This window comes from Catenovulum adriaticum (assembly GCF_026725475.1).
GTDB lineage: Bacteria > Pseudomonadota > Gammaproteobacteria > Enterobacterales > Alteromonadaceae > Catenovulum > Catenovulum adriaticum.
This window is the reverse complement of sequence record NZ_CP109965.1, coordinates 1,302,707-1,325,913: the sequence shown is the minus strand read 5'-3', so window position 1 is coordinate 1,325,913 and position 23,207 is coordinate 1,302,707. Positions and strand designations below refer to the sequence as shown.

The window sequence follows — 23,207 nt, the reverse complement described above, 5'->3', positions numbered from 1 at the left end:
TTTAAACAAAACAAAAGCTTAGCTGTTAAGCAAGCTCAAGTCCAGCTTGTAAAATAAGTTGCACCTGCGACTTGCCTCTAAAATGATTAACATCCAGCTGAAACGCAGCGTGCATTTGGGTATTTTTACCTAGTTTCCAATATTTTGGGTTATAGTTAAACCAAATTGCATCAACTGCAATACCTGACTGATGAATTAACACCAATTTTAAGTGTTTTTCTTGCAGCAGTTTTTCTTGGGCTACGGTGAAAATATCATCAAATACTGGTGAGTCAAAACACTGCCCCCAAGGCATGGCTTTTTTAAGCAAGTCTGCCACTTCTACGGTTAAATCCTGAGCTTGCAATTCTCCGTCTGATAAAATGGTATTCGTTAGTAAATGTGGTTGAATACGTTCATCAATAATCAATTCAAAAGCTTGTTTAAATTGCTCAAATTTAGATTTATGAATTGATAAGCCCGCTGCCATTGCATGGCCACCAAATTTAATAATGATCCCCGGATACTGTGAATCAATCGCTTCAAGTGCATCTCGAATATGAAAGCCGGTAATCGAACGGCAAGAGCCTTTTAACACATCATCATTATCTTCGGCAAAAATAACCACAGGCCGATGAAACCTTTCTTTAATTCGGCCAGCTAAAATGCCAATAACCCCTTGGTGCCAATCATCCTGAAATAAACAAATCCCTGCTGGAATTTTTTCAAAATGAACTTGCTCCATGGTTTTTAATGCTTCGGTTTGCATGCTGGCTTCAATCGAACGACGCTCTTTGTTGAGTTCATCTAAACGACTCGCTAAATGCATGGCATGAGTATAATCAGGCGCTAATAAACAGCTTATCCCTAAACTCATATCATCTAGCCGACCAGCGGCATTTAACCTAGGGCCAAGTGCAAAACCAAAATCAGACGACACTAATTGCTTATGATCTTTTTGGCTAATATCTAATAACGCTCTAATGCCCGGCCTGCAATAACCTTGGCGAATTCGGTTAATGCCTTGCTGAACTAAAATTCGGTTAATGTTATCAAGTGGTACTACATCAGCCACAGTACCTAAAGCAACTAAATCGAGTAATTCAGCAAAATTAGGCTCGGCTATTTGGTATTGACTAAAATAGTTTTGTTGACGTAAATGCGCCCTTAGCGCGAGCATTAAATAAAACGCAACCCCCACACCGGCAATATTTTTGCTGGGAAACGGACAATCAGCCCGATTTGGATTAATAATAGCATCAGCATTAGGTAAGTTTGGACCAGGCAAATGATGATCAGTCACAATAACAGAAATACCGAGTGCTTTTGCTTTAGCCACCCCCGCCAAACAAGCAATGCCATTATCAACGGTAATAATAAGCTCAGCATTCATCTGCTGAGCAATATCAACTAAAGGTTCAGATAACCCATAACCAAAATCAAATCGATTCGGTACCAAAAAATCAATTTTTTTAGCACCGACTTGTTTAAGCGCGCTGTAGGTTAATGCGGTGCTAGTTGCGCCATCTGCATCAAAATCTCCCACTATCAGTATATTTTTATCTAGCAAAATAGCTTGATGCAATAGTTCAACTGCCACGTCAATGTCGGCTAACACAGGTTTAGCAAGCTGCTTAACCGTTAAGTCTAATTGCGTGGCATTCGTTACTTGGCGTTTGAGTAAAACATCACGTAGTAAAGGATGTAGATTTTGTGGTAATTGATCAGTTAATTCAGCCGTTCGCCGAACTATTTGCATATTAACTACCTTGCAATACTTTAAGCATATCTGCTGGCGGACGATAACCTGGCACCAACATACCATTGTCTAAAACAACCGCTGGTGTCCCTGTAACACCCACTTTTCCACCCAGTTTATATTGCTCGGCTACATTATTTTCACAGGTTTTGGCAATAACTTTATTGCTCATTTTTGCATCTGTTAATGCTTTCTGCCCATCTTTTGCACACCAAACGCTCACCATATCGTTATATGATTGGCTGTTTAAACCACCACGTGGGAAGGCTAAGTAACGTACTGTTATACCTAAATCATTATAACCTTGGATTTCGTTGTGCATTTTTCGGCAATAACCACAGGTAATATCAGTAAAAACATTAATGCTATATTTTTCATTTTTTGCTTTATATACGATGGCATCGTCTTTAAATTTAGCCATCTCATCGCTTCGCATCTCTGTCATCTTAGCTTCAGTTTCGTTTTTCATGCCTTCATTAATATTAAATAAATTGCCATGAAATAAATACTGACCATCGTCTGTTACATAAAAAAGGCCACGATCAGTTAACACACTGGCAATACCTTCCACCGGAGATGAACTGATTTCTTGCACGGATAAACCAAGCTGACCTTGCACTGATTGGCTAATGGCCGCTTCATTTGGTTTAGCGACCGCAGAAAATGTCATTACGACTGATGAAATAATAAATGCTGTTTTTTTCAACATGCTTTTTTTAAACATAAAATACTCAATTAAATTAAAAATATATATACCCGTGCTATTTCAAGATGCATGTTTCAGAGCTATCACAGCGCTTTCAATACAAGGCATATTGGTAAAGGAATGTAGACACCTTTCAAACCAATATAACGCAGTAGTGCAAGCGCTGTGAAGCTCCCAAGGGGCCGGGCTAAAAATGCGTGATACGCCGTTAAATTGCTTTGATGTAGAACGACTATATTTTTAGCAATTTGCCTTGTCTCATGCATTTTTTTTCTCCGGCTGAAATCAAGCATGTTGAGGTAGCACGGGTATAAAAACAGAGCCGATATTGCTCAACAGTTTATATGACCTAAAACAAACCCTAAAAGTTACAGCTTATTTTGTTTTTTTTCAATCAGAGTCTCCAATTAGCGCTAAATTTTAGCGAAGTGACTTCATCAAGGGTATAAACTAGAGTATAACTATTAAGCTACCTATTATTAATACAGGCTCGTTTATGTTCGATCAAGATATTGAAAAATTACAAAAATATTATGACATGGCCATTGAATACCTCGTTACCTACAGCTTTCAATTGGTGGGTGCTCTCATTATCTTTATCCTGTTTTTATGGCTTGCTGCCAAGTTTTCAGGACTGGTAAAGAAGTTCTTATTAAATAAGCATGTTGATATCACCCTAAGTCAGTTTCTGGCTAATCTACTTAAAATTGCAGTTTTAGCGATTGGTATTATTATCGCATTAGGCAAAATAGGTATTAGCATTACCCCTTTTGTTGCCGCAATTGGTGCTATTTCTTTAGGTGCAGGCTTGGCACTGCAAGGCATGTTATCTAATTATGGAGCTGGTTTAGCTATTATTTTAACTCGCCCGTTTAAAGTGGGTAATACCATTACGGTACAAGATGTAACTGGGGTGGTACAGGAAATTCGTTTAGGCAATACCTTGCTGATAAATGAAGAAAAACAAGATATCGTAATCCCAAATAAATATTTAATTGGCGATATTTTATATAACTCTTACGAAAACAAACTTGTAGATACGATTGTCGGGATTAGTTATGACTCAGATCCACACAAAGCGGTAGCAGTAATTTCACGAATATTGGCTGATTTTGAAGGCATTGATAACAATAACCCAGCACAAATAGGGATCGATGAGTTTGGTGATAGTTCGATTAATATTGGGGTACGTTATTGGGTGCCAACCACTCAATTTTTTGAATTAAAATACCAAATTAATGCCAAAATTTATGAGCAGCTCAAAGCAAATGGAATTAAAATTCCATTTCCGCAACGCGAAGTGCGTATTTTGTCTTAATGATGAATTTGCAGGCTTTTGAAATATAAATGCCTGCTTTCCTGTCTGCTTATATATATCCAAATGAAATCATTGCGTATTACAGAATTAACAGGATGAAACATGAGAATTGTAAAATCTAATCGCGCACAATTTAAAGATAATCAAATTACCGACGAATCTGTGTTCAATGAAAAACGCAGCTTGTTAAAAAAGCTTGGTTTTGTTGGCGCAGGCGCACTGTTAAGCACGCCAGCACAAGCTGATATTTTAGATTGGTTTAAATCTGACGAGCAAAAGCCAGCCACAAAAACTCAAACGTTACGAGACTTAAATTTTCAAACCCAAGATAAATCAGGCGTTAAACTGACTCCAGAAGATAAAGTGACTAGCTATAATAATTTTTATGAATTTGGCACGGACAAAAAAGATCCTAAAGCATACGCCGATGCACTCACTACCGACCCTTGGCAAGTTAAAATAAATGGGCTGGTCGATAAACCATTCAAGCTAGAATATGACGACTTATTTTCACAATTTAGTTTAGAGGAGCGTGTATACCGGCTGCGTTGTGTCGAAGCTTGGTCAATGGTGATTCCTTGGGTTGGGTTTCCATTAGCTAGTTTATTAAAACGAGCTAATGTGAGTTCAAAAGCGAAATACGTAGGCTTTAAAACCCTGTACCGCCCAGATGAAATGCGCGGCCAAACCAGTCGATTTATTGGTGGATCAATTCCATTTCCATATACCGAAGGCCTACGTTTAGATGAAGCTATGAACCCGCTCGCATTTTTAGCTGTCGGTTTGTACGGCAAAAATTTACCGAATCAAAACGGTGCCCCTATTCGTTTAGTCGTACCATGGAAGTATGGCTTTAAAAGCATAAAAAGTATTACCGAAATCACTTTAACTGACAAACAACCAGATACAACTTGGAATTTATCAGCCCCAAGTGAATATGGTTTTTATGCGAACGTAAACCCAAATGTTGATCACCCAAGGTGGAGTCAAGCTAGTGAACGTTTAATTACCGACGGAGGGTTATTTAATCAAGAGCGAATTAAAACATTACCTTTTAACGGATATGGTGAACAAGTTGCCAGTTTATATAAGGGCATGAATTTAAAGCGCTACTTTTAATAAAAATAATAATCCAAAATTTTTAAATCAACCTTAAATGGCATTTATGACCAAACAACACTTATTGTGGTGGGTTAAAGCTGTTATTCATTTATTAGCTTTAACCCCTATCACGCTTAACTATTACTGGTCTATCACAGATCAAAATGGCGCAGATCCGGTAAAAGCGATCATTCATTTTACGGGGATAGGTGCACTCAATTTATTAATCATAACTCTCATGGTGTCATTGATAGCCAAATATTTTAAAAAAGCATGGTTCATGCAAACCAGACGTTTAATTGGCCTATATTGCTTTTTTTATGCAGCTACTCATGTACTCAATTTTTGGTGGTTTGAGCTTAATTTTCAGTTTACTTTATTTATTGAGGAATTAGTTAAAAGGCCTTATATATGGCTGGGTATGTCGGGGTTTGTCATTTTATTCGTTCTTGCCGTCACCTCTCCATTTTTTGCGAAACGTAAATTAGGCAAAAATTGGCAACTCGTCCACAACTGGATTTATCCTGCCAGCCTTTTAGTTTGGATTCACTTTTACTGGTCACGCAAAGCCGATATTACCGAACCCTTAATTTATTTATTAATCATACTCAGTTTGCTTTGGTTTAAACGAGATAAAATTGGCCGTTGGTTAAAACCCAATACTAGAACCTAGTACTAAAATCTCATACTAGAAGCTAGCGCTAAAATAGTCATTAAAAAATATTCAAGTTTTAGTTTTTAAATCCGATAACTTAACTAGTTAGCTTATCGGATGAAATGACTATGTTAAATTTAAAAAAAGCAATTAAATTATTTGCATTCAGCGCTGTCATTAGCATGCTTGCAGGTACATTATCAGCCTGTAATAAAGCATCCGCTTATCAAACCAGCCAGGCGCTTAACGCTTCAAACGGAGATATTCCCAAAACGATAGTACAAAATGTAAAACAAACATTTCAAGCTAAATTTGTCTATGGTGACTGGCGTTTTCAAGGAACTGAAGTGACAAACAACAGCATTAATGCGTATATTCAAATTCCCAATAAACTGGATATGTCAGAAGATCAACAACAGGCTTATATCAATCAAATGATTTGCCCTGCTGCCCAACAAACAGATTTTTGGAATGAATTAGCCACGCATGAATTATGGGTGCATATTTACACTTACGACAAACGATCAAGCGTGCAAGCTCAATGTAAAAAACCAAACGTATAAATTTTACCCGCTATTCAATTACCTGCATTAGTCTTTAACTTGATTAATCTTTAGCTTGACTCAGTTTCGCTTGAATAAAATCGCGATGAGTCAAGCCAATTAATTCGCTAATACGACGAATAATATGCTCTTCATGAGGATCAATTTTCCCGTCTGCATATGCAACATGCCACAAGCCTTGCAACAAATCGATTCGCTTTTCATAGGCTAGCGCTTTAACGACACTCGTAAATTGATATAAATCACTCGCTTGTTGAACTTGCTCTTTTGCTGAGTCTGCTAGTTCGTTGAGCGCTTCGTCTGATAAATCCAAACTACGCTTTAAACGCCCTAACAGCGTTTGCCATTCTTGCTGATCAAATTCATTATCTGCAAAAATAACTTCAGCTAATAAACAAGCAATCGCTAGCTCATCACTCATTTTTTTTGATTCATTTTGTTTGCTCAGATTTTTTTCAAAAAACTGCTTTAATCCTGATAACATATGTTTAATCTCAATCATTTATAAAAATGGCGTTATTATGCATCAACAAACTATTTTAATAACAGGTTGTTCGTCGGGTATTGGATACTATTGCGCGCATGAGCTACACAAAGCGGGTTACCTTGTATTAGCAACGGTTAGAAACCCAAAAGATATAAGCAAATTAACAAACTTGGGCATTTTATGCCAGCACCTTGATTTGTCTGATTCAAATAGTGTGGAACAAGGTTTTAAGTGGGCAATGGCACAATCGTCAGGACGAATTGATGCGCTTTTTAATAACGGTGCTTATGCCCAGCCCGGTGCACTTGAAGATATTAGTCGCAATTTATTACGCCAACAGTTTGAAAGCAATGTATTTGGCTGGCACCAACTAACGCAACTGTGTGTTGCACAAATGCTTAAGCAAGGCAATGGTCGAATTATTCAAAATAGCTCGGTATTAGGTTTAGTTGCGATGCGCTTTCGCGGACCTTATAATGCATCAAAATTTGCAATCGAAGGGTTAACGGATACGCTAAGACTGGAGCTAGCCGATACCAATATAAAAATAAGTTTAATCGAACCCGGTCCGATTTTATCGAATTTTAGAGCCAATGCATTAACTCAATTTGAGCAAAATATTCAACCGGAACAGAGTCGATTCAAGCAAACTTATCAAAAAATGGTTGAGCGTTTAAAAACAGAAGGACCAGCTGTTAAATTTACCTTAGGTCCGGATGCAGTTTATAAAAAGTTAATTCATGCACTTGAATCCAACCGACCTAAAGCCAGATATTATGTCACCGTTCCAACTTACGTAATGGGTACATTAAAGCGGATTTTACCTACCGCTTGGCTCGATAAAATTTTAAAAAAATCATAATTTATATTAAAAGGTTAAAGCAAAATCGTGGCGAAAAAATCTGTAAAGTCAAAAGGTTCAGCAGGCCTTAACAAAAAAAATAGTGAAGCATTTTTAACTAAATTTAGTCAGCACCCTGACAGCATTACAACCGAGTCAGGTTTAATGTACAAAATAATTGAGCAAGCAGAGCAAAAAACCTATCCGCAGCTAAGTGATACAGTGGTGATAAATCAACGCATATTACTAGCAGATGGCAGTGTTATTGCCGATAGCTATAAAGCAGGTTTACCTGAAACCTTTGCCCTAAATGAAGCAATAGAGGGCTTACGCGAAGGTATATTATTAATGCCAATTGGCGCCCGTTATGAGTTTGTTATTCCTGCCGAACTGGCTTGGGGTAAAAAAGGGAACCGCGGTAAAATTGGCCCAAACGCCCTACTTCATTTTGACGTGCGTTTGATTAGAGTTGAATAAACACGCCATAAGCCTAAAAAACGCACGCAATTTGTTGTACCTGTTTACACATATAAAACTTAGGCGATGGTGGATGCAGTCGAGCTTAAATATAAGTTCAGCACACTGGTGAGCTTTTCAAACTCAATGGGTTTGGTAATATAATTATTCATACCAGCCTGTTTACCTTGGCTAATGTCTTCAGAACTGGCATTGGCCGACATTCCAATAATACAAACCCTTGAATTAAACGCTCTAATCGCTTGAGTTGCACTCAGCCCATCCATAACTGGCATTTGTACATCCATAAAGATAAGCCTATAGTCATTCTGCTTACATAGGTTTACCGCCTGTTCGCCATTATGAGCAAGATCCACTGACAGACCTAATTGCTCAAGCATGCTTTGTGCTATTATTTGATTAATTTCATTATCTTCAACTAACAGCACAGTTTGATGTTGGTATGCCAAAGGTTGTATTTCATTTTTTGTCGTACGAGTAAGCGTAACTTCATTAGTTTGTACAATAGCTTGTTCAGAATAACCAAGCTCAACTTCAAAGGTAAAATTAGAGCCGACGCCAACTTCGCTCGTTACCCAAATATCGCCATTCATTAAACGAATAATTTGTTCTGAGATAACTAAACCTAAGCCCGAACCACCATAAAGGCGAGTCGTCGAATTATCGGCTTGAACAAATGGTTTAAAAATTAAATCTAGCTGCTCTTGGCTCATTCCAATTCCGCTATCAATCACCTCAATTACCAAGCGAGTTATGTTTTGCTGGCTTTGCTTTTCAATGGTTTTATTTTTTATAATTAACTTAACAGCGCCTTGCTCGGTAAATTTAATCGCGTTTGACAGTAAATTAATTAACACCTGCTCAAACCTTAATGCATCGCCAATTAAATGATCTTTCACATCCTGCTCAATGATGAACTTAAGCTCTATATGTTTATCATTTGCTTTTAATGCACAAATTTGAATAACTTTTTCTACTGAACTTTGCAATGAAAAGTGCAAAGACTCGAGTTGGATCGCATTAGACTCAATTTTTGATAAATCTAAAATATCATTTATTAAAGCCAGTAAATGATTAGCTGATACTTTAATTTGGCGTAGATAATCAATAATTTTTTTGGGATCAGATGTTAACGTCGCGAGTTGAGTAAAGCCGATTACCGCATTTAAAGGCGTACGAATTTCATGACTCATGTTAGATAAAAAACTCGATTTAGCTTTGTTTGCAGATTCAGCCATTTCTTTAGCCTGCAACAAAGATTTGTTCGATTCTTCAACTACCATTACCTGTTGCTGCAACCTTTTGTTTAAATTTTCTAATTGCTGTGTTTTTAAGATAACCGCTTGTTTTAAACGCCGATTAAAAATATAAAGCAACATAAGGGCTAATAAAAAAAACATAATGGTAATGGACGCAACCTTGAGTTGCATTGCCGCGTCACGTTTATCGGTTTCAAGATAAGAAGGCAAAGTTAAGCGATCTAGGCTAATAGCTGTCTCAACCATGCCTAGCTTTTCATATATTTGAACTATTTTTTCAAACCTTTGTTGATGCAATGTACCAATGGGGACAAAATCTGACGCTATCATCGACAAACTGCGCTCAGCTTCATAGTGCAAATGTTCTGCGCTTTTACTTGAATTGTAACGCTGGACAATCAACTCGACAGTTTCATCAATATGGGCTAATGCGTATTGCCAACCTAATATACTCGCGCGTTTAAAAGCTGCGGCGCGTTCAGGATTTTCCTTTACGTAATCACTGTGCGTATATAAAAGGTCTCCATAAAAATCGATGCCATAATTGCTTGGTTCCATGATTCTAATTGACATATTTGTTTGCTCATATAAATAAGGCTGATTCGTTATATAAGCAGACATTGCATCCAGATCCGGATTATTTAAAGCTAACGGATCAAAGTTTTGGGGGATTAAATTGTATTGATTATTTTTAATACCAAGCGTTGTAAACATAGCATGAAGAGAGGCATCATCGACCCCTCGCTGATACATTACATTTTTGCCAATCAACTCATAAGGACTATAAATATTATCTTCATTTCGAGTTAATAAAACGAGTGGGCTGTGTTGAAATATTGCCGCTAAAATAACAAACGGCTGTCCTTGTAAATACTGCAAAACAATCGAAGAATCAGCCACCCCAAATTCAGCGGTTTTATCTAAAACAGGTTTAAATATGTTTTGTGTAGCGTCTCGCTCTTTAATAATAACATTGAAACCTTCGGCTTGATAAAATCCTTTTTCTTTTGCCATATAGTAGCCGGCAAATTGAAATTGATGTTTCCACTTTAAATTCAAGGTTACAGTTTCAGCGCCAAAAGCCAAAGGCGAGTTAAATAGCGCACATAAAGCAATGCCAAAGTGACTTAAATTAATATCGTATCGCTTTTTAATGAAAGCATTAAACGTGAGCCAAAATCTTGTTTTGTATAAGAAGATCATTCATTACCTATAGCCCTTAATTAATTCAAATAAGTGTAGTAGCAAAATTAACTTAAGTAATTTAAACTCAATTGAGTAGCATATAAAACAGCTACATAGCGTAAAAATTTACCGACACCAACTAGCGCGATAAAAGTAAAAAATTTAACTCTCATTACCCCAGCGATTAAAGTTAACACATCGCCCCCTAAAGGCAACCACGCAAATAATAAACTCCAAACACCATAACGCTGAAACCAAATTTGTGCCCTTTCTATTTGCCGGTCTTTAAAATAAAACCAGCGTTTATCTTTAAATTTGAGTATATATAAACCAATATACCAATTTACAACTGAGCCTAATGTATTACCCGCTGTTGCTAATAGCAGCAATAACCACGCGGGCTCACCTTGTTTTAATAAAGCAAATAACACAAATTCAGAGTAAAATGGCAGTATCGTTGCTGCTAAAAAAGATGACGAAAATAATATAAAGTAAGAAAGCATAAGCCTCCGTTAAATGCGATAAGTCGGCCAATTAGGCTTTTTCAAGTCAGCTATTTTTGCTTAGCTTGGTTCACTAAACGTTTAAATAACCCTCGTTGAGATTTTAAATACCATAAATATTCAGGGTGCCACTGCACACCCATAACTTGGCTTACATTTTGATGGTTAAGTTTAGCTAAACTTTGATTGCTTTCAATAGCTTGAATGAAACCATCTTTATCGGTGGCAACGGCTTTTAAATTAGCGCCCAATTGTTTAATAGCCTGGTGATGTAAACTATTCACTTTGCAATGGTTTTTATTGCCCAAACAAGTAAAAAGCAATGAATCAGCTTGAATATCAACCGTTTTAACCGGTAATAATTGATTTTTATTAGACGTTTTTTTACGCATTTTGCTGATATCTGCGTACAAACTCCCACCCGCAACTACATTAATCAATTGGTAGCCTCGACAAATGCCGAGCATAGGAATGTTATTAGCAAAAGCATATTCAATATAGCTAATTTCTAATTTATCACGCGCTGTATCATAATATAAATTAGGATCGATTGGTTCACCATACAGCTCGGGGTGAATATCATCGCCGCCACTAATCACCAACCCTTGCAACTGCGCCGAATTAACTAAATGATCCGTGCTGATTCGCTTAGCCTTACCACCAGCTAAAAAAATGGCTAAACGAATACAAATCCAAGATGGTGAAAAACTTTTATTATTACCTGTTACGCCGATAATAGGTTTTGATAAAGTTGATCGAGTGTTTTGTGCCATGGTGCCTTTTTAAATTGAATAATTGAATAATGTTCAAACCATTGTTGCGATAATTCGGTGAGTAAATTTTGTCGGTTTGCTAGCGACTCAACCACACTCCAAATATTCCAACTTTGAGCCAATGACCATGTTTTTTGATCAATTTCACAATTAGGTAAGCGATAATGAAAAGTCGGTCTTGCGTTAACTCGATCATCCCCTATTTTAGCGAGTACTTTGTTCTCATCTAAAAATTTAAACAGTGGCAATACATCTAATGCTCGGTTACGAGTTGGGTTGTGCTCAAGATAATCGTCTATCAACTGACTAATGGTGACCTTATCGTCATAAGACAACACAACTTTTATATACTGGTCTGGAAACGGATTAATATAAGGCGTAACTCGCCTTACTGGATCAACCTGATGCGTTTTAATTAACCAGTCTTGGCAAATTGAGTAAGCTTTTAAATAATTGGCGATAACGCCTGGTGTTAAATCAGGTAACTCGGGATTAATATGAACCCCAAAAGCGTAAAGAATAGATTCATCAGTCCCTAACGCGCCAGCCGATGTTAATTGATTAATAGCGGGTTCAAGTTTATGTAAATCTTCAATTGCGATTGGCGGACAAACGATCTCAACTGGCACAATTTGGCTCGCAATTTTAGTTAACCAATGTGTTAATTTATCATCGTTTTTATCTTTACCTAATTCTTGCGCTCGCTCAGCGGCGGTTTCTTTGGCGTATTGCCAATCTAGCTCGACCTTGAATTTACCTAAAGATTCACTAAACACAATGCTTTCAGCTTGCGACTTAGCCTCAATCTTTGCATCTAGTTGCTTGGCTAAAATATTAACCACTTTATCTAACTCTAAACCGGCAAACTCTAACTCATAGCCCACTCGCCGAGGTGAACCATCAGCTTTATTTAACTGCTGAGGCAAAACAAATTTTACCGAATTATTCACCATATACATCTCCTTAAAAATACAAACTTAAAATAACATTAAGTTAAGCACGAGTGACAATTCGAGTGACTTTATCCCAATTCATACAATCAGCAGTAACCAATGCAACGGTTAGCAAAGGCACAGCCAAGATTGCCCCTGCAGCGCCCCATAACCAGCCCCAAAAAATAACCGAAACAAAAACAACAACTGGGTTCACTTTTAAACGAACGCTGTGCACCATTGGATCAACAAAAAAGCCAAAAATAGTCGACAACCCCATAAAAATACCTAGCGGCATTAGGGTTTCCTGTAAACTCTGGAAGTGAGTCATTGAAACTAACAGTAATAATATCGCGATTAAACTAATACCGACATAAGGAATAAAACGTAAAAAGGTAATTAATACCAACCAAGTCCAAGCAAGTGGCACTTCTAAATACCAAAATACCGTACTGGTAATACAACCTAATGCTAAATTAACTAAAAATGCGGCGCCCAAATATTGCCCAACCTCTCGCCTTAAACGCTGAAATAGCCGAATAAGCCGCTTTCGTTTTTTGGGTTGGCTAGATAAATGGATTAAATTTAAAATTAGCTCATGACCACTCGTTAATAAAAACATAGTGAGGGCAAAAATGAGCAAAGTTCGACTGAGCCCCAACTGTAACGCATTTAAAATATCTGACGACCAAGAAGTTTGCTCAATTACAACCTTAGTTTGACTGGCTGGTTTATCTTCAATGGCAATTTTTTCAACTGCGTCATTTACTTTTTTAGAGGTTTCTTGCAGTTTATCTATTGTACTTTTAATTTCTTTATCTGTGCTTAAGCGTTGCTCTATTTTTTCAGGCGCAGCCGACATCCACTGAGCGACCCCCGGCGTCACCAGCCATAAAGCGCCGACAAAAATGGCGCAGCTCACCATTAGCATTATTAAACTCGCTAAAACAACTGGGATTTTAATTTTTATTAAAAAGCGAACTGCAGGTGATAAAACCAAGCTCAATAAAAAAGCTAAGATAACGGGTAATAAAAAATCTTTTGCGAATGAAAGCGAAGTAATGGTAATAACAATAACTAAAAATGGGAGTCCCCAAACTTTATAATTATTTTTTTTAATCGATTTTTGAGGTTCCATGTTAATCAGCCCTTGATAACCTTTTATATGTGTTATTTATTTTACGGTAAGCCTACTAACATAAGGATTGTCTCTATAAATAACAAGTGATATATCAACAAAGCCGTATTAAAGTGAAGCAGTCAACTTAATCAACAACTTGAATGGTTACTTGAACAACCCCTTGGTTTAGATTTGCTATTTTTGAAAAAGCAGCACGAGATAAATCAATTACACGGCCAGAGACAAAGGGGCCTCTGTCGTTAATTTTAACCGTCACCGATTGATTATTTGCAAGATTTGTAACTTTAACTCGAGATCCAAAAGGCAATATTTTGTGTGCCGCCATTAAATGATTTTGATTAAAAGTTTCACCGCTAGCGGTTTGTCGGCCGTGATATTTAGCCGCATAATACGAAGCACCGCCCGATTCAGTATACCCAACGGCGTCAGATTTTGATTGCATAGGCACTGTTGAGCAAGCCGCTAACATACCAAAATAAACAAATATCAATACGGGTTTAACTAGTTTAATCCACTGCAAAGTTAATCTTATCTCCTAAACTTGCGCGTTACAGACTTTTACGGTCAACGCTTTAACCTGTATAATTAACACAATCTAGACTCAGTTATTTAGTTTTAAAGAAAAATTGCGTTATTACGCACAAACCGCTCATAAATTAAATTTTAATTTGTTTTAAGTGCGCTCAATCATCAGGGTCTTGTAGCGTAAAAACTAAATGCCGCCGCATATCTTTAACCAAAATTCCTTTTTTAAGTAATAAGCCAGCTAATCGTTTTCGCCACATTAATAGCTGCGGCTCTGCTGTTTGTATATCGGCTTCATCAATAAATTGAACTCTCACTAATAAAGACCCAGGAAAAGCATCGTAATCCATATCAAACCAGCACTGCTTTACACCTGCTAGCTCAGCAAGTGCTTTTTCTTCTAATTTTGTAACAGCCGACATCACAGCCGCTTGTTGTTTAAGTTGTACTTTTGACAATTTTTTCATATTAAATCTATTTTATTATTGCTATTTACTAGCCCGCTAGTTTACAACACATTTAAAAAGAAAGCCCAATGCTGGCACGTTAATTAAACTCGCCCCACCTTTGATTTCCTTACCGTCAACAGATATCTGAACTATCTTTAAAAACGCTACAGAATCACTCGAACAACACTAAAGTTAATACAACTGGAGTTAATTAGACTAATACCGGATAATGAATCTATATAAAAAATTTTTATTGTATTTCACTATGGCTGTTTTGAATAATAGATTTGAATGAATCCGATAGCATCGACCAGTTTAATAAATCAACTTTCCAAGATAAATCTGACTCGTCATAGGTATGACCCGTTTTGCCTCTCATTTATCAGTATAAGTGCCAATGAGTCCAGTCGTCTTTGAGTAAAGCTTTTTCATTAGCGCTGCGAATAATGTATTGAAAACTAGCTTGCTCAAACTCTGTTGGATCGGCTGCGCTTGATTCTAAAAAACGCTTTAGCATTTTATGACGGACTTCACCCGTAAATTCAAATCTTTGGATTAATCCATCTCTAATTTATTCGTCTGTTGTATTAATTTATCGTTTATTGCTGAATAAACTAAACCGCCAACCCACAAGCGACCCCACTACTCCATGCATATTGAAAATTATAGCCGCCTAACCAACCTGTCACTTCGGTGACTTCGCCAATAAAATACAAGCCTTTGGCTTTTTTGGCTTCAAAGGTTTTTGAGCTGAGTTCGTCTGTGTCAACGCCGCCTAGTGTGACTTCTGCGGTTCGATATCCTTCCGTGCCATTGGGTTTAATCATCCAGTTATGAAAATAATCATGAATTTGTTTAATTTCAGTATGGGTCAATTGATTGACCGCTTTGTCTGGAATGGCTTGCTCATTGATTAATATTTCAATAAAACGTTTGGGTAAAATTTCAGATAAACAATTTTTAAGTGATTTTTTAGGGCTGTTTTGACGCCAGCTTGCTATTAATTCTGATAAGGTTAAATCAGGTAATAAATTAATACTCACCGCTTGGCCTGCTTGCCAGTAGGATGAAATTTGCAAAATAGCCGGGCCTGATAAACCACGATGGGTAAATAATATATTTTCGCGAAAGCTTTGTTCGTTTTCGCTACTAACCAAACAATCAATACTCATACCAGATAAACCATCAAAGCGTTGTTTATCGTGATCATGTAAGGTAAATGGCACCAAGGCTGCTGTAGTTGGCAATACAGCTAAATTAAATTGCTCGGCAATTTGATAGCCAATAGGCGTGGCACCTAGTTTTGGCATGGTTAAGCCACCACTAGCGACGACTAAAGATTGGCATTGGTAATCGCCATTTGAGGTATTTAAATAATAACCATCTTCATTTTTTGATACTTTGAGCACTTCGGTACGCAACGTAACCTCTACGCCTGCCCACTCGCACTCTGTCATTAAAATATCAACAATATCCTGGGCACTGTTGTCGCAAAATAACTGACCTAAGGTTTTGTGATGAAATGCCAAACCATGTCGGTCGACCAAGTCAATAAAATCAAATTGAGTGTAACGACTTAAACAAGATTTAACAAAGTGAGGGTTTCGGCAAAGGTAGTTTTCTGGCTTAGTGTTTTCATTAGTAAAATTACAGCGACCACCGCCACTAATGAGGATTTTTCGACCGGCTTTTTTACCCATATCAAGTATGGCCACGCTTTTACCGCGATATCCTGCTGTTGCACCGCACATTAAACCTGCCGCGCCCGCGCCTATAACCACTACATCAAACTCTTTCACACTATTATCCAGTCACATATTTAAATCCAAAAACTACACGCATTATAACAGGATTTAAATGTATTTAAGGACAATAGGTTTTATTTGAAGTTATTTTCGCTAATCCTTTTACAATTTTAAACACAGCCCAAATCCAGATTGCACATAATATAAAATAACCAATAAAAATAAACCGCAAGATAAAACCGATAACACTAAATAACATACTCCACCAAAAGATGGAGACAATATTTGAGTCATGATCTTCAAATATTGATCCTTTAGCGTCGCCGCGTTTCACCATGGCCCAAAATGCGCCAATAAACCACAAAATACCGTTCAATAATCCAGCGACCATGAGCCCATAAGCAATTAGCGCGTTGAGCTTAGCGGTATCGTCAATGCGGATAATTAATGCGATTTCGGCTGAGTAGGATCAAATTAATACATTGTGTTTCCTTGCAAAGAGCTTGATTCGCGCTGTTCTTATTAACTTATTTAAATTAACAGTGCACTCGTATAGATTTAAATACTTTAGCCTACTTGCCGCATAACTCGAGCGGAAAAGCTTAATTAAGTTTATTTTGATTTTGCTGCTGTTCAAATTGAGCTTGTAGTTGCTGCTCTCGCTTTTCACGTTTCATTTTTTCGTTTTTTTGTTTACTTGAACTTTGATTGTTTTCATCACTTATATTTTCAAGTGCTTGTTCTAATTCACGTTCTCTTTGTTGATGTTGTTCAACCGCTTTAAGGTTGCTTTGCTTATTTGTTTGAGTTTGATCGTTGGCATAACTGATTTGAATGCAACCCGCCCATAATAAAGCAGAGCATAATAATTTTATTTTCATAATCACCTCATTATAAATTGTTGAGATTAACAGCTTAAACTCTGAATACGAATTTAACGGTTATTTAAATCATGGCCAGCGTTACAAATTTATTTTGTGAGCAAGCTCACTCAATTTTTTACAATTTGCGAGGTACTTAACGGGTTTAAATCTTTTTATTTTACTCAAAAAAAGAGTATCCTTGAGCGTTATTGAACGTGCTATTTTTTGAACTTTATGAAACAAACATTAAAACAACTTCAACAATTTAAAGGCGTTAACCGCATTAGCATGTTAACTGCTTATAACTGTCCTATTGCTCGTAGCATTGAACAAGCAGGCATACCTATCATTTTGGTCGGAGATTCTGTCGGCATGGTTGAAATGGGCTTTAGCAGCACTCGCGATGTTACCATGGAACATATGATTTATCATATTGAAGGCGTTCGTCGTGGTGCCCCTAATACGCATATTATTGGCGACTTGCCCCATCTGTCGTATGAATCAATTGATGATGCCGTCACAAATGCCAAGCGAATTATTGCTGCCGGGGCCGACAGTGTAAAATTAGAAGGGCCTTATTTTGATGCCGTTAAAGCAATTTGTGCCCAAGGCATTGAAGTTGTTGCTCATACTGGATTAACTCCCCAAAAAGCAACCAGTTTTAAAAAAGTAGGTAAAGACGAAAACGAAGCTCAGCAAATTATTGAAGATTCAAAAAAATTAATTGAAGCTGGCGCTGGTATGTTGGTGGTGGAGCATGTACCAGCTCAACTTGGCGCACAAATAAGCAATGAGTTGACTGTACCTGTTATTGGTATTGGTGCGGGCGGCGAAACTGATGGACAAGTATTAGTAATAAACGATGCACTAGGTATAGGAGATTATTGGCCGCCGTTTTCAAAGCAATACGCGCATGTTAGCGATACAGTATTAAAAGTGGCAACACAATTTAAAGATGAAGTGCAACACAAGCAATTTCCTTAATTTAAAAGCATAAATTAGCGTCTTTAATTGGTGTAAGCAGCTTGTATATCGGTTTTTTAACCGCGCGAGACAGACAGTTAAATGGCTGTCTCGGTAAAACTTTAATCAGGATAATCCGTTAAAATAGCTTCAAATTCATCTACATGACTGAGACAAATTTCAACTAATTCAGGATCAAAGTGCAAACCTGATTCATTTTTAATTAGTTCTAATGTTTGCTCGCAAGACCAAGCTGCTTTGTAGCAGCGTTCATTTCTAAGTGCATCATACACATCTGCTAATGCAACAATTCGACCAAACAAATGAATATCAGTCCCTTTTTTATTATTAGGATAGCCACTACCGTCCCATTTTTCGTGATGATCTAATGCAATCACAGCACCGGCAGCAATGATAGGTTTATTGCTATCTTTTAATATTTGATAGCCCAAATCGGCATGGCTTTTCATAATATCTCGCTCTGCATCATCTAGCTTACCTGGTTTATTTAAAATAATGTCAGGAATACCGATTTTACCAATGTCATGCAAAGGCGCTGCAAGCACTAAATGCTCAGTATCTTGCGCTGACATATGTAAATATTTAGCCATTACCCGACAATATTTAGCCACCCGCTTAACGTGATTACCGGTTTCCTTTGAGCGACATTCAACCGCTTCACTCATCCGAATGACAACTTCTTTTTGAGTATTTTCAATATCTTGGGTTAATAACACGTTATCAAATGCGATTTGCACATTTTGAGTAAATAGCTCTATTAGATGCTTATCTGTTTCTGATAAAGTTTCGGCTATATTGGCAATATATAGCAAAGCGCCTCTAGTGGTTCGGCTTTGGCAATACGCAACAATATATCCTTGCCCATAAATAATGCTTCTGTTGCCAATAGCCTGTTCAAAAGATGACTTTATTTGTGGATCGACAACATCAAATAGCTTTTTGCCTTCAACCCCTTCAAATTCACCTTGTCCTGCTACGATAATTAATTCTCCACTGCCCGTTTCATCATCTGCAACGAGTGAAGTAATATACATAGCTTCATTTGAGCAAGTAACGATTGAAATTAATTGTTGTAATAAGCCTTGAATAAAGCTTTCCATCGAATGGTTGCTAAATAAATTAGCTGACGCTCGGATAACGGTTTCAAGCCCCACTCGGTTTTTTTCAAGTGCCATCATATCTCGGTACGATCTTAGGCTAGACATTATTACCGTAAATAACTTTTGCGCGGTCAGTTCAGTTTTTGATTTGTAGTCATTAATATCATAATTAATAATGACCTGACGCTCCGGCGCTTGGCCAGGTTGCCCGGTGCGCAAAATCACTCTAACAAAGTGGTTGTGAGCTTGATTACGAATAAAATCGACAACGTGTAAGCCTGCATCGTCTGTTTCCATAACAACGTCTAGTAATATAACCGCGGTATCTGGATGATCAATAATTGCTTTTTTGGCTTGCTCTCCAGAATAGGCGCTAATAAACTCAAGCCCCCTATTTTGAAATTGAAAATCATTTAATGCTAATTTAGTAACCGCATGAACTTCTTCTTCGTCATCAACTATCATGACCTTCCAATTAGAATCTAAAGCAGGTGCATCTTCAATATTTTCATCATTGAATAAAAAATCATTGGGCATACCAATTAATCCATAGGCGAGTTTAATTATTATTGATCTATATAAAACTAGTTTAGGTTATTAAAGTTAACAAGAAAATTTAATAAAATTGTGCAAAGGTAATTCGAGGCTGACCAGATAAATCAGGCTGAGTTTGGATATGTTTAAAATGGGGAAATAAATTAAATAAGCTTTGTACGGCCTGAGCTTGCTGATAACCGTGTTCTATTATTAGCCAAGCTTGTTTGGTTAAATAATTTGGGCTTTGCTCTATTATATGTTTAATATCAGACAAGCCATTGTCATTTGCAATCAACGCAGATTCAGGCTCATATCTCACATCACCTTGCACTAAATGTGGATCATTTTTATCGATATAAGGTGGATTTGATACAATAAGATCGTATTTTAGAGGTGAGTTATTACCCTGCTTTAGTGGCTCAAACCAACTCCCCTGATATACATTAATAGGCAAATTTAATCGTTCAGCATTACTTTTAGCAAGCTGATATGCGGGCGCTGAGTATTCTACCGCATCAACCTGCCATTGTGGACATTCTGATTTAATGGCCAAGGCAATTGCACCGGTTCCAGTGCCTAAATCTAATACCTTTATTTGCGACATTAATTTGCTTTGGTACAAATTTAATACGGTATCAATAACAATTTCGGTATCAGGTCGGGGAATTAAAGTTGAAGCATTCACTTGGAGTTCAAGTCCCCAAAATTCCTTAAACCCTAATATGTGAGCAACGGGTTTGCCTGCTAACCTTTGTTGTAAATCTTGCTCAAAAGCTAATATTTGAGTTTCAGTTAGGATTTTTTCAGGCCAAGTATGCAAATAAGCACGGTCATTTTTATTAAGTATTTTTAATAACAAAAGTTGGGCATCTAATTGCGCCGAGTCAGATTCAGTTAACAAGCTGGCGGCCTGACGCCAAACTTGTTCAATTGAAAATGGCGCTTGAATTAACATCTTAAATATCAGATTCAGATAAAGCTGCAAGCTGGTCAGCTTGATGTTCTTGAATAATAGGTTCTAATACTGCACTTAAATCACCGGCTATTACATCATTTAAGCGATATAAAGTTAAGTTGATTCTATGATCTGTAATTCGACCTTGCGGATAATTATAAGTACGGATACGTTCAGAACGATCCCCACTGCCCACTAAACTGCGACGAGTTGATTCTTCTTCGCTGCGACGTTTTTCATCTTCTACCGCTTGAATACGTGCCACTAAAACCGACATGGCTTTGGCACGGTTTTTATGTTGCGATCGTTCATCTTGACACTCTACAACAATACCTGTTGGTAAGTGAGTTAGTCGAATAGCTGAATCGGTTTTATTTACGTGCTGACCACCGGCACCAGATGCACGATAGGTATCGACTCGTAAATCGGCTGGGTTTAATTGAATGGCTTCTGATTCTGGTACTTCTGGTAATACTGCTACCGTACAAGCCGAAGTATGGATACGACCTTGAGACTCTGTTTCAGGTACACGCTGCACGCGGTGGCCGCCTGATTCAAACTTAAGTTCGCCGTAAGCGCCATCGCCATTTATTTTGGCAACAACTTCTTTATAACCGCCCTGTTCACTTTCGTTTGCACTGATTAACTCAACCTGCCAACGCTTACTTTCAGCATAACGTGAATACATTCGGAACAAATCGCCAGCAAAAATACCCGCTTCATCACCACCAGCACCAGCTCGCACTTCAATATAACAATTGCGGCTATCGTTTGGATCTTTAGGTAATAACAAAATTTGTAGTTCATGAGTTAACGCTTCAAGTGTCGCTTTTGCGGCTTTGATTTCTTCCTGAGCCATTTCTTTCATTTCAGCGTCATCTTCTTCAAGCATTTCTTCAGCGGCAGCTAAATCTTCTTGTGCTTGTTGATAAGCTCGAAAACCTTTTACGACTTCTTCAAGTTGTGCATATTCTTTAGATAAAGCTCTAAATTTGTCTTGATTTGTAATGATTTCAGCATCACCTAACATGGCTTGAACTTCTTCATATCTTTCTTCGAGTAGTTCAAGTTTGTAAATTATAGATTCTTTCATGATATATTTTTTACTCTGGATTAACGCCAAGATGCTCGGCTAAAAATTCAATATTGGATTTATCTTCTGCGCTTGCAGCCACTTTTAATGCCACCGTGGGTGTATGCACTAATTGATTGGTTAATTTATTACTTAACTCAGTAACAATTTTTTGTGCATCAGCGCCCTGCTCTAGTTGATTTAAAGCACGCTGCAATAAAGTATTTTTAATTTGCTCGGCCTGCGCACGATAACTTCTAACGTAGTCAACTGACTCAAGCGACTTAAGCCAAAGCTGATAGTTTTCAATTTCAACTTCAATTATTTGTTGTGCTTGCTCGGCTGCGACTAAACGCTTTTTTTGATTGCGTTGGACTATGCCTTGTAAGTCGTCAACTGTATATAGATAAATATTATCTATATCGTTAACTTGGGTTTCAATATCTCTTGGCACAGCTAAATCAACCATAAAGATTGGACGATTACGGCGTTGTTTTATTGCATTTTCAACCATGCCTTTACCAATTAAAGGTAACGTACTGGCCGTTGAACTAACCACAATATCGACTTCAGTTAATAAGTCTGGGATTTGCGACAAGGTTGAAACATGAGCGTTAAACTCATTCGCTAAGCTTTCAGCGCGCTGTACACTTCTATTGGCCACTGTCAGTTCGCGAGCGCCTGAATCATATAAGTGACGAGCAACTAATTCGGTTGTTTCACCTGCTCCAACTAATAATACTTTTGCTTTAGCTAAATCAGCAAAAATTTGTTTTGCTAAACTCACCGCCGCAAAGGCAACTGATACCGCAGATTCGCCAATTTCAGTGTTGGTACGCACATCTTTAGCGACTGAAAAAGTCATTTGAAATAATTTAGATAAAGGACCGCCAATAAATCTGTGCTGATCAGCTACTGCATAAGCTTGTTTTAGTTGCCCTAAAATTTGCGGCTCGCCTAAAACCATAGAATCCAAACCACAAGCTACTTGCATAACATGGCGCACACTCTCTGATTCACTATAAAAATATAAGCAATCATTTAGCTTTTCACTATTTACACCATGTATTTTGGTTAACCAATTGAGCGCATCGGCTCTATTAAATTCGCTACTGGTCAGGTAAACTTCGGTTCGGTTACAGGTAGAAACAACGACAGCTTCGTCAGCGATATCGGCTTGCTTGAGTGCCAGAACAAATTCAACAATTTGCTCAGTGGAAAATGCAACTTTCTCCCGTATACTAACCGGAGCTGTTTTATAGCTAATACCGAAAGAAAATAATGCCATTGATACGTCT

The 23,207-nt window shown here is 37.5% G+C and carries 24 protein-coding genes; 7 read left to right on the top strand and 17 right to left on the bottom strand.

The window, feature by feature from the left end:
* Positions 1-25: 25 nt before the first annotated feature.
* Both recJ and dsbC read right to left on the bottom strand, forming a co-directional pair.
* Positions 26-1,738, bottom strand: a complete 1,713-nt coding sequence (recJ, locus tag OLW01_RS06000) for a single-stranded-DNA-specific exonuclease RecJ (RefSeq protein WP_268075823.1) — start codon at positions 1,736-1,738, stop codon at positions 26-28.
* Between the two features lies 1 nt (position 1,739).
* On the bottom strand, positions 1,740-2,462 hold the full coding sequence (gene dsbC, locus OLW01_RS05995) for a bifunctional protein-disulfide isomerase/oxidoreductase DsbC (protein ID WP_268075822.1): 723 nt from the start codon (positions 2,460-2,462) through the stop codon (positions 1,740-1,742).
* 478 nt (positions 2,463-2,940) lie between these two features.
* Here dsbC and OLW01_RS05990 point away from each other — a divergent pair, with 478 nt between their 5' ends.
* From OLW01_RS05990 to OLW01_RS05975, 4 genes are all read left to right on the top strand, one after another.
* A complete protein-coding gene (locus tag OLW01_RS05990) occupies positions 2,941-3,762 on the top strand; it encodes a mechanosensitive ion channel family protein (protein ID WP_268075821.1) in 822 nt (273 codons plus the stop codon).
* A gap of 102 nt (positions 3,763-3,864) precedes the next feature.
* Positions 3,865-4,881 carry a protein-methionine-sulfoxide reductase catalytic subunit MsrP gene (msrP, locus tag OLW01_RS05985; RefSeq protein WP_268075820.1) on the top strand — a complete coding sequence of 339 codons (1,017 nt, stop codon included), beginning with the start codon at positions 3,865-3,867 and terminating at the stop codon, positions 4,879-4,881.
* A 46-nt stretch (positions 4,882-4,927) separates the two neighbouring features.
* The gene (msrQ, locus tag OLW01_RS05980) at positions 4,928-5,536 is read left to right on the top strand and encodes a protein-methionine-sulfoxide reductase heme-binding subunit MsrQ (protein WP_268075819.1); all 609 of its coding nucleotides are present in this window, start codon (positions 4,928-4,930) and stop codon (positions 5,534-5,536) included.
* A gap of 110 nt (positions 5,537-5,646) precedes the next feature.
* A complete protein-coding gene (locus tag OLW01_RS05975; protein ID WP_268075818.1) occupies positions 5,647-6,081 on the top strand; it encodes a hypothetical protein in 435 nt (144 codons plus the stop codon).
* A 43-nt stretch (positions 6,082-6,124) separates the two neighbouring features.
* On the opposite strand, the gene OLW01_RS05970 is transcribed toward OLW01_RS05975, so the two are convergent.
* Positions 6,125-6,565 (bottom strand): tellurite resistance TerB family protein, encoded by a 441-nt coding sequence (locus tag OLW01_RS05970; RefSeq protein WP_268075817.1) that lies wholly within the window; start codon positions 6,563-6,565, stop codon positions 6,125-6,127.
* Positions 6,566-6,602: 37 nt separating this feature from the next.
* Here OLW01_RS05970 and OLW01_RS05965 point away from each other — a divergent pair, with 37 nt between their 5' ends.
* Together OLW01_RS05965 and OLW01_RS05960 are read left to right on the top strand one after the other, a co-directional pair.
* Positions 6,603-7,430, top strand: a complete 828-nt coding sequence (locus OLW01_RS05965; protein ID WP_268075816.1) for an SDR family oxidoreductase — start codon at positions 6,603-6,605, stop codon at positions 7,428-7,430.
* A gap of 27 nt (positions 7,431-7,457) precedes the next feature.
* A complete protein-coding gene (locus OLW01_RS05960) occupies positions 7,458-7,886 on the top strand; it encodes an FKBP-type peptidyl-prolyl cis-trans isomerase (RefSeq protein WP_326498594.1) in 429 nt (142 codons plus the stop codon).
* Positions 7,887-7,945: 59 nt separating this feature from the next.
* Here the strand turns inward: OLW01_RS05960 and OLW01_RS05955 are convergent, their stop codons facing one another.
* The 10 genes from OLW01_RS05955 to OLW01_RS05910 form a co-directional block, all read right to left on the bottom strand.
* Entirely contained in the window at positions 7,946-10,348 is a 2,403-nt protein-coding gene (locus OLW01_RS05955) for an ABC transporter substrate-binding protein (RefSeq protein ID WP_268075815.1), read from the bottom strand.
* 47 nt (positions 10,349-10,395) lie between these two features.
* Positions 10,396-10,833, bottom strand: a complete 438-nt coding sequence (locus tag OLW01_RS05950; protein ID WP_268075814.1) for a YqaA family protein — start codon at positions 10,831-10,833, stop codon at positions 10,396-10,398.
* Positions 10,834-10,883: 50 nt separating this feature from the next.
* A complete protein-coding gene (locus OLW01_RS05945) occupies positions 10,884-11,606 on the bottom strand; it encodes a gamma-glutamyl-gamma-aminobutyrate hydrolase family protein (protein ID WP_268075813.1) in 723 nt (240 codons plus the stop codon).
* Positions 11,558-12,559, bottom strand: coding sequence for an amidoligase family protein (locus tag OLW01_RS05940; protein WP_268075812.1), 1,002 nt, complete (start codon positions 12,557-12,559; stop codon positions 11,558-11,560). The genes OLW01_RS05945 and OLW01_RS05940 overlap by 49 nt, the downstream gene beginning before the upstream one ends.
* Positions 12,560-12,599: 40 nt before the next feature.
* Positions 12,600-13,676, bottom strand: a complete 1,077-nt coding sequence (locus tag OLW01_RS05935) for an AI-2E family transporter (protein ID WP_268075811.1) — start codon at positions 13,674-13,676, stop codon at positions 12,600-12,602.
* Positions 13,677-13,803: 127 nt separating this feature from the next.
* The gene (locus tag OLW01_RS05930; RefSeq protein ID WP_268076165.1) at positions 13,804-14,190 is read right to left on the bottom strand and encodes a septal ring lytic transglycosylase RlpA family protein; all 387 of its coding nucleotides are present in this window, start codon (positions 14,188-14,190) and stop codon (positions 13,804-13,806) included.
* Between the two features lie 172 nt (positions 14,191-14,362).
* A complete protein-coding gene (locus OLW01_RS05925; RefSeq protein ID WP_268075810.1) occupies positions 14,363-14,671 on the bottom strand; it encodes a hypothetical protein in 309 nt (102 codons plus the stop codon).
* Positions 14,672-15,035: 364 nt separating this feature from the next.
* Positions 15,036-15,224 (bottom strand): nucleotidyltransferase substrate binding protein, encoded by a 189-nt coding sequence (locus tag OLW01_RS05920; RefSeq protein WP_326498599.1) that lies wholly within the window; start codon positions 15,222-15,224, stop codon positions 15,036-15,038.
* A 43-nt stretch (positions 15,225-15,267) separates the two neighbouring features.
* Positions 15,268-16,452, bottom strand: coding sequence for a BaiN/RdsA family NAD(P)/FAD-dependent oxidoreductase (locus tag OLW01_RS05915; protein WP_268075809.1), 1,185 nt, complete (start codon positions 16,450-16,452; stop codon positions 15,268-15,270).
* A 548-nt stretch (positions 16,453-17,000) separates the two neighbouring features.
* Positions 17,001-17,279 (bottom strand): hypothetical protein, encoded by a 279-nt coding sequence (locus OLW01_RS05910; RefSeq protein WP_268075808.1) that lies wholly within the window; start codon positions 17,277-17,279, stop codon positions 17,001-17,003.
* 216 nt (positions 17,280-17,495) lie between these two features.
* Between OLW01_RS05910 and panB the strand changes: the two genes are divergently transcribed.
* Positions 17,496-18,245 carry a 3-methyl-2-oxobutanoate hydroxymethyltransferase gene (panB, locus tag OLW01_RS05905; protein WP_268075807.1) on the top strand — a complete coding sequence of 250 codons (750 nt, stop codon included), beginning with the start codon at positions 17,496-17,498 and terminating at the stop codon, positions 18,243-18,245.
* A 101-nt stretch (positions 18,246-18,346) separates the two neighbouring features.
* Here panB and OLW01_RS05900 read toward each other — a convergent pair whose 3' ends face one another.
* From OLW01_RS05900 to hemA, 4 genes are all read right to left on the bottom strand, one after another.
* Positions 18,347-19,882 carry a DUF3369 domain-containing protein gene (locus OLW01_RS05900; RefSeq protein ID WP_268075806.1) on the bottom strand — a complete coding sequence of 512 codons (1,536 nt, stop codon included), beginning with the start codon at positions 19,880-19,882 and terminating at the stop codon, positions 18,347-18,349.
* Between the two features lie 79 nt (positions 19,883-19,961).
* Entirely contained in the window at positions 19,962-20,837 is an 876-nt protein-coding gene (gene prmC, locus OLW01_RS05895; RefSeq protein WP_268075805.1) for a peptide chain release factor N(5)-glutamine methyltransferase, read from the bottom strand.
* 1 nt (position 20,838) lies between these two features.
* Positions 20,839-21,930: a peptide chain release factor 1 gene (gene prfA / locus OLW01_RS05890; RefSeq protein ID WP_268075804.1), complete on the bottom strand. Its 1,092-nt coding sequence runs from the start codon at positions 21,928-21,930 to the stop codon at positions 20,839-20,841.
* Positions 21,931-21,940: 10 nt separating this feature from the next.
* Positions 21,941-23,197, bottom strand: a complete 1,257-nt coding sequence (hemA, locus tag OLW01_RS05885; protein ID WP_268075803.1) for a glutamyl-tRNA reductase — start codon at positions 23,195-23,197, stop codon at positions 21,941-21,943.
* Positions 23,198-23,207 lie beyond the last annotated feature (10 nt).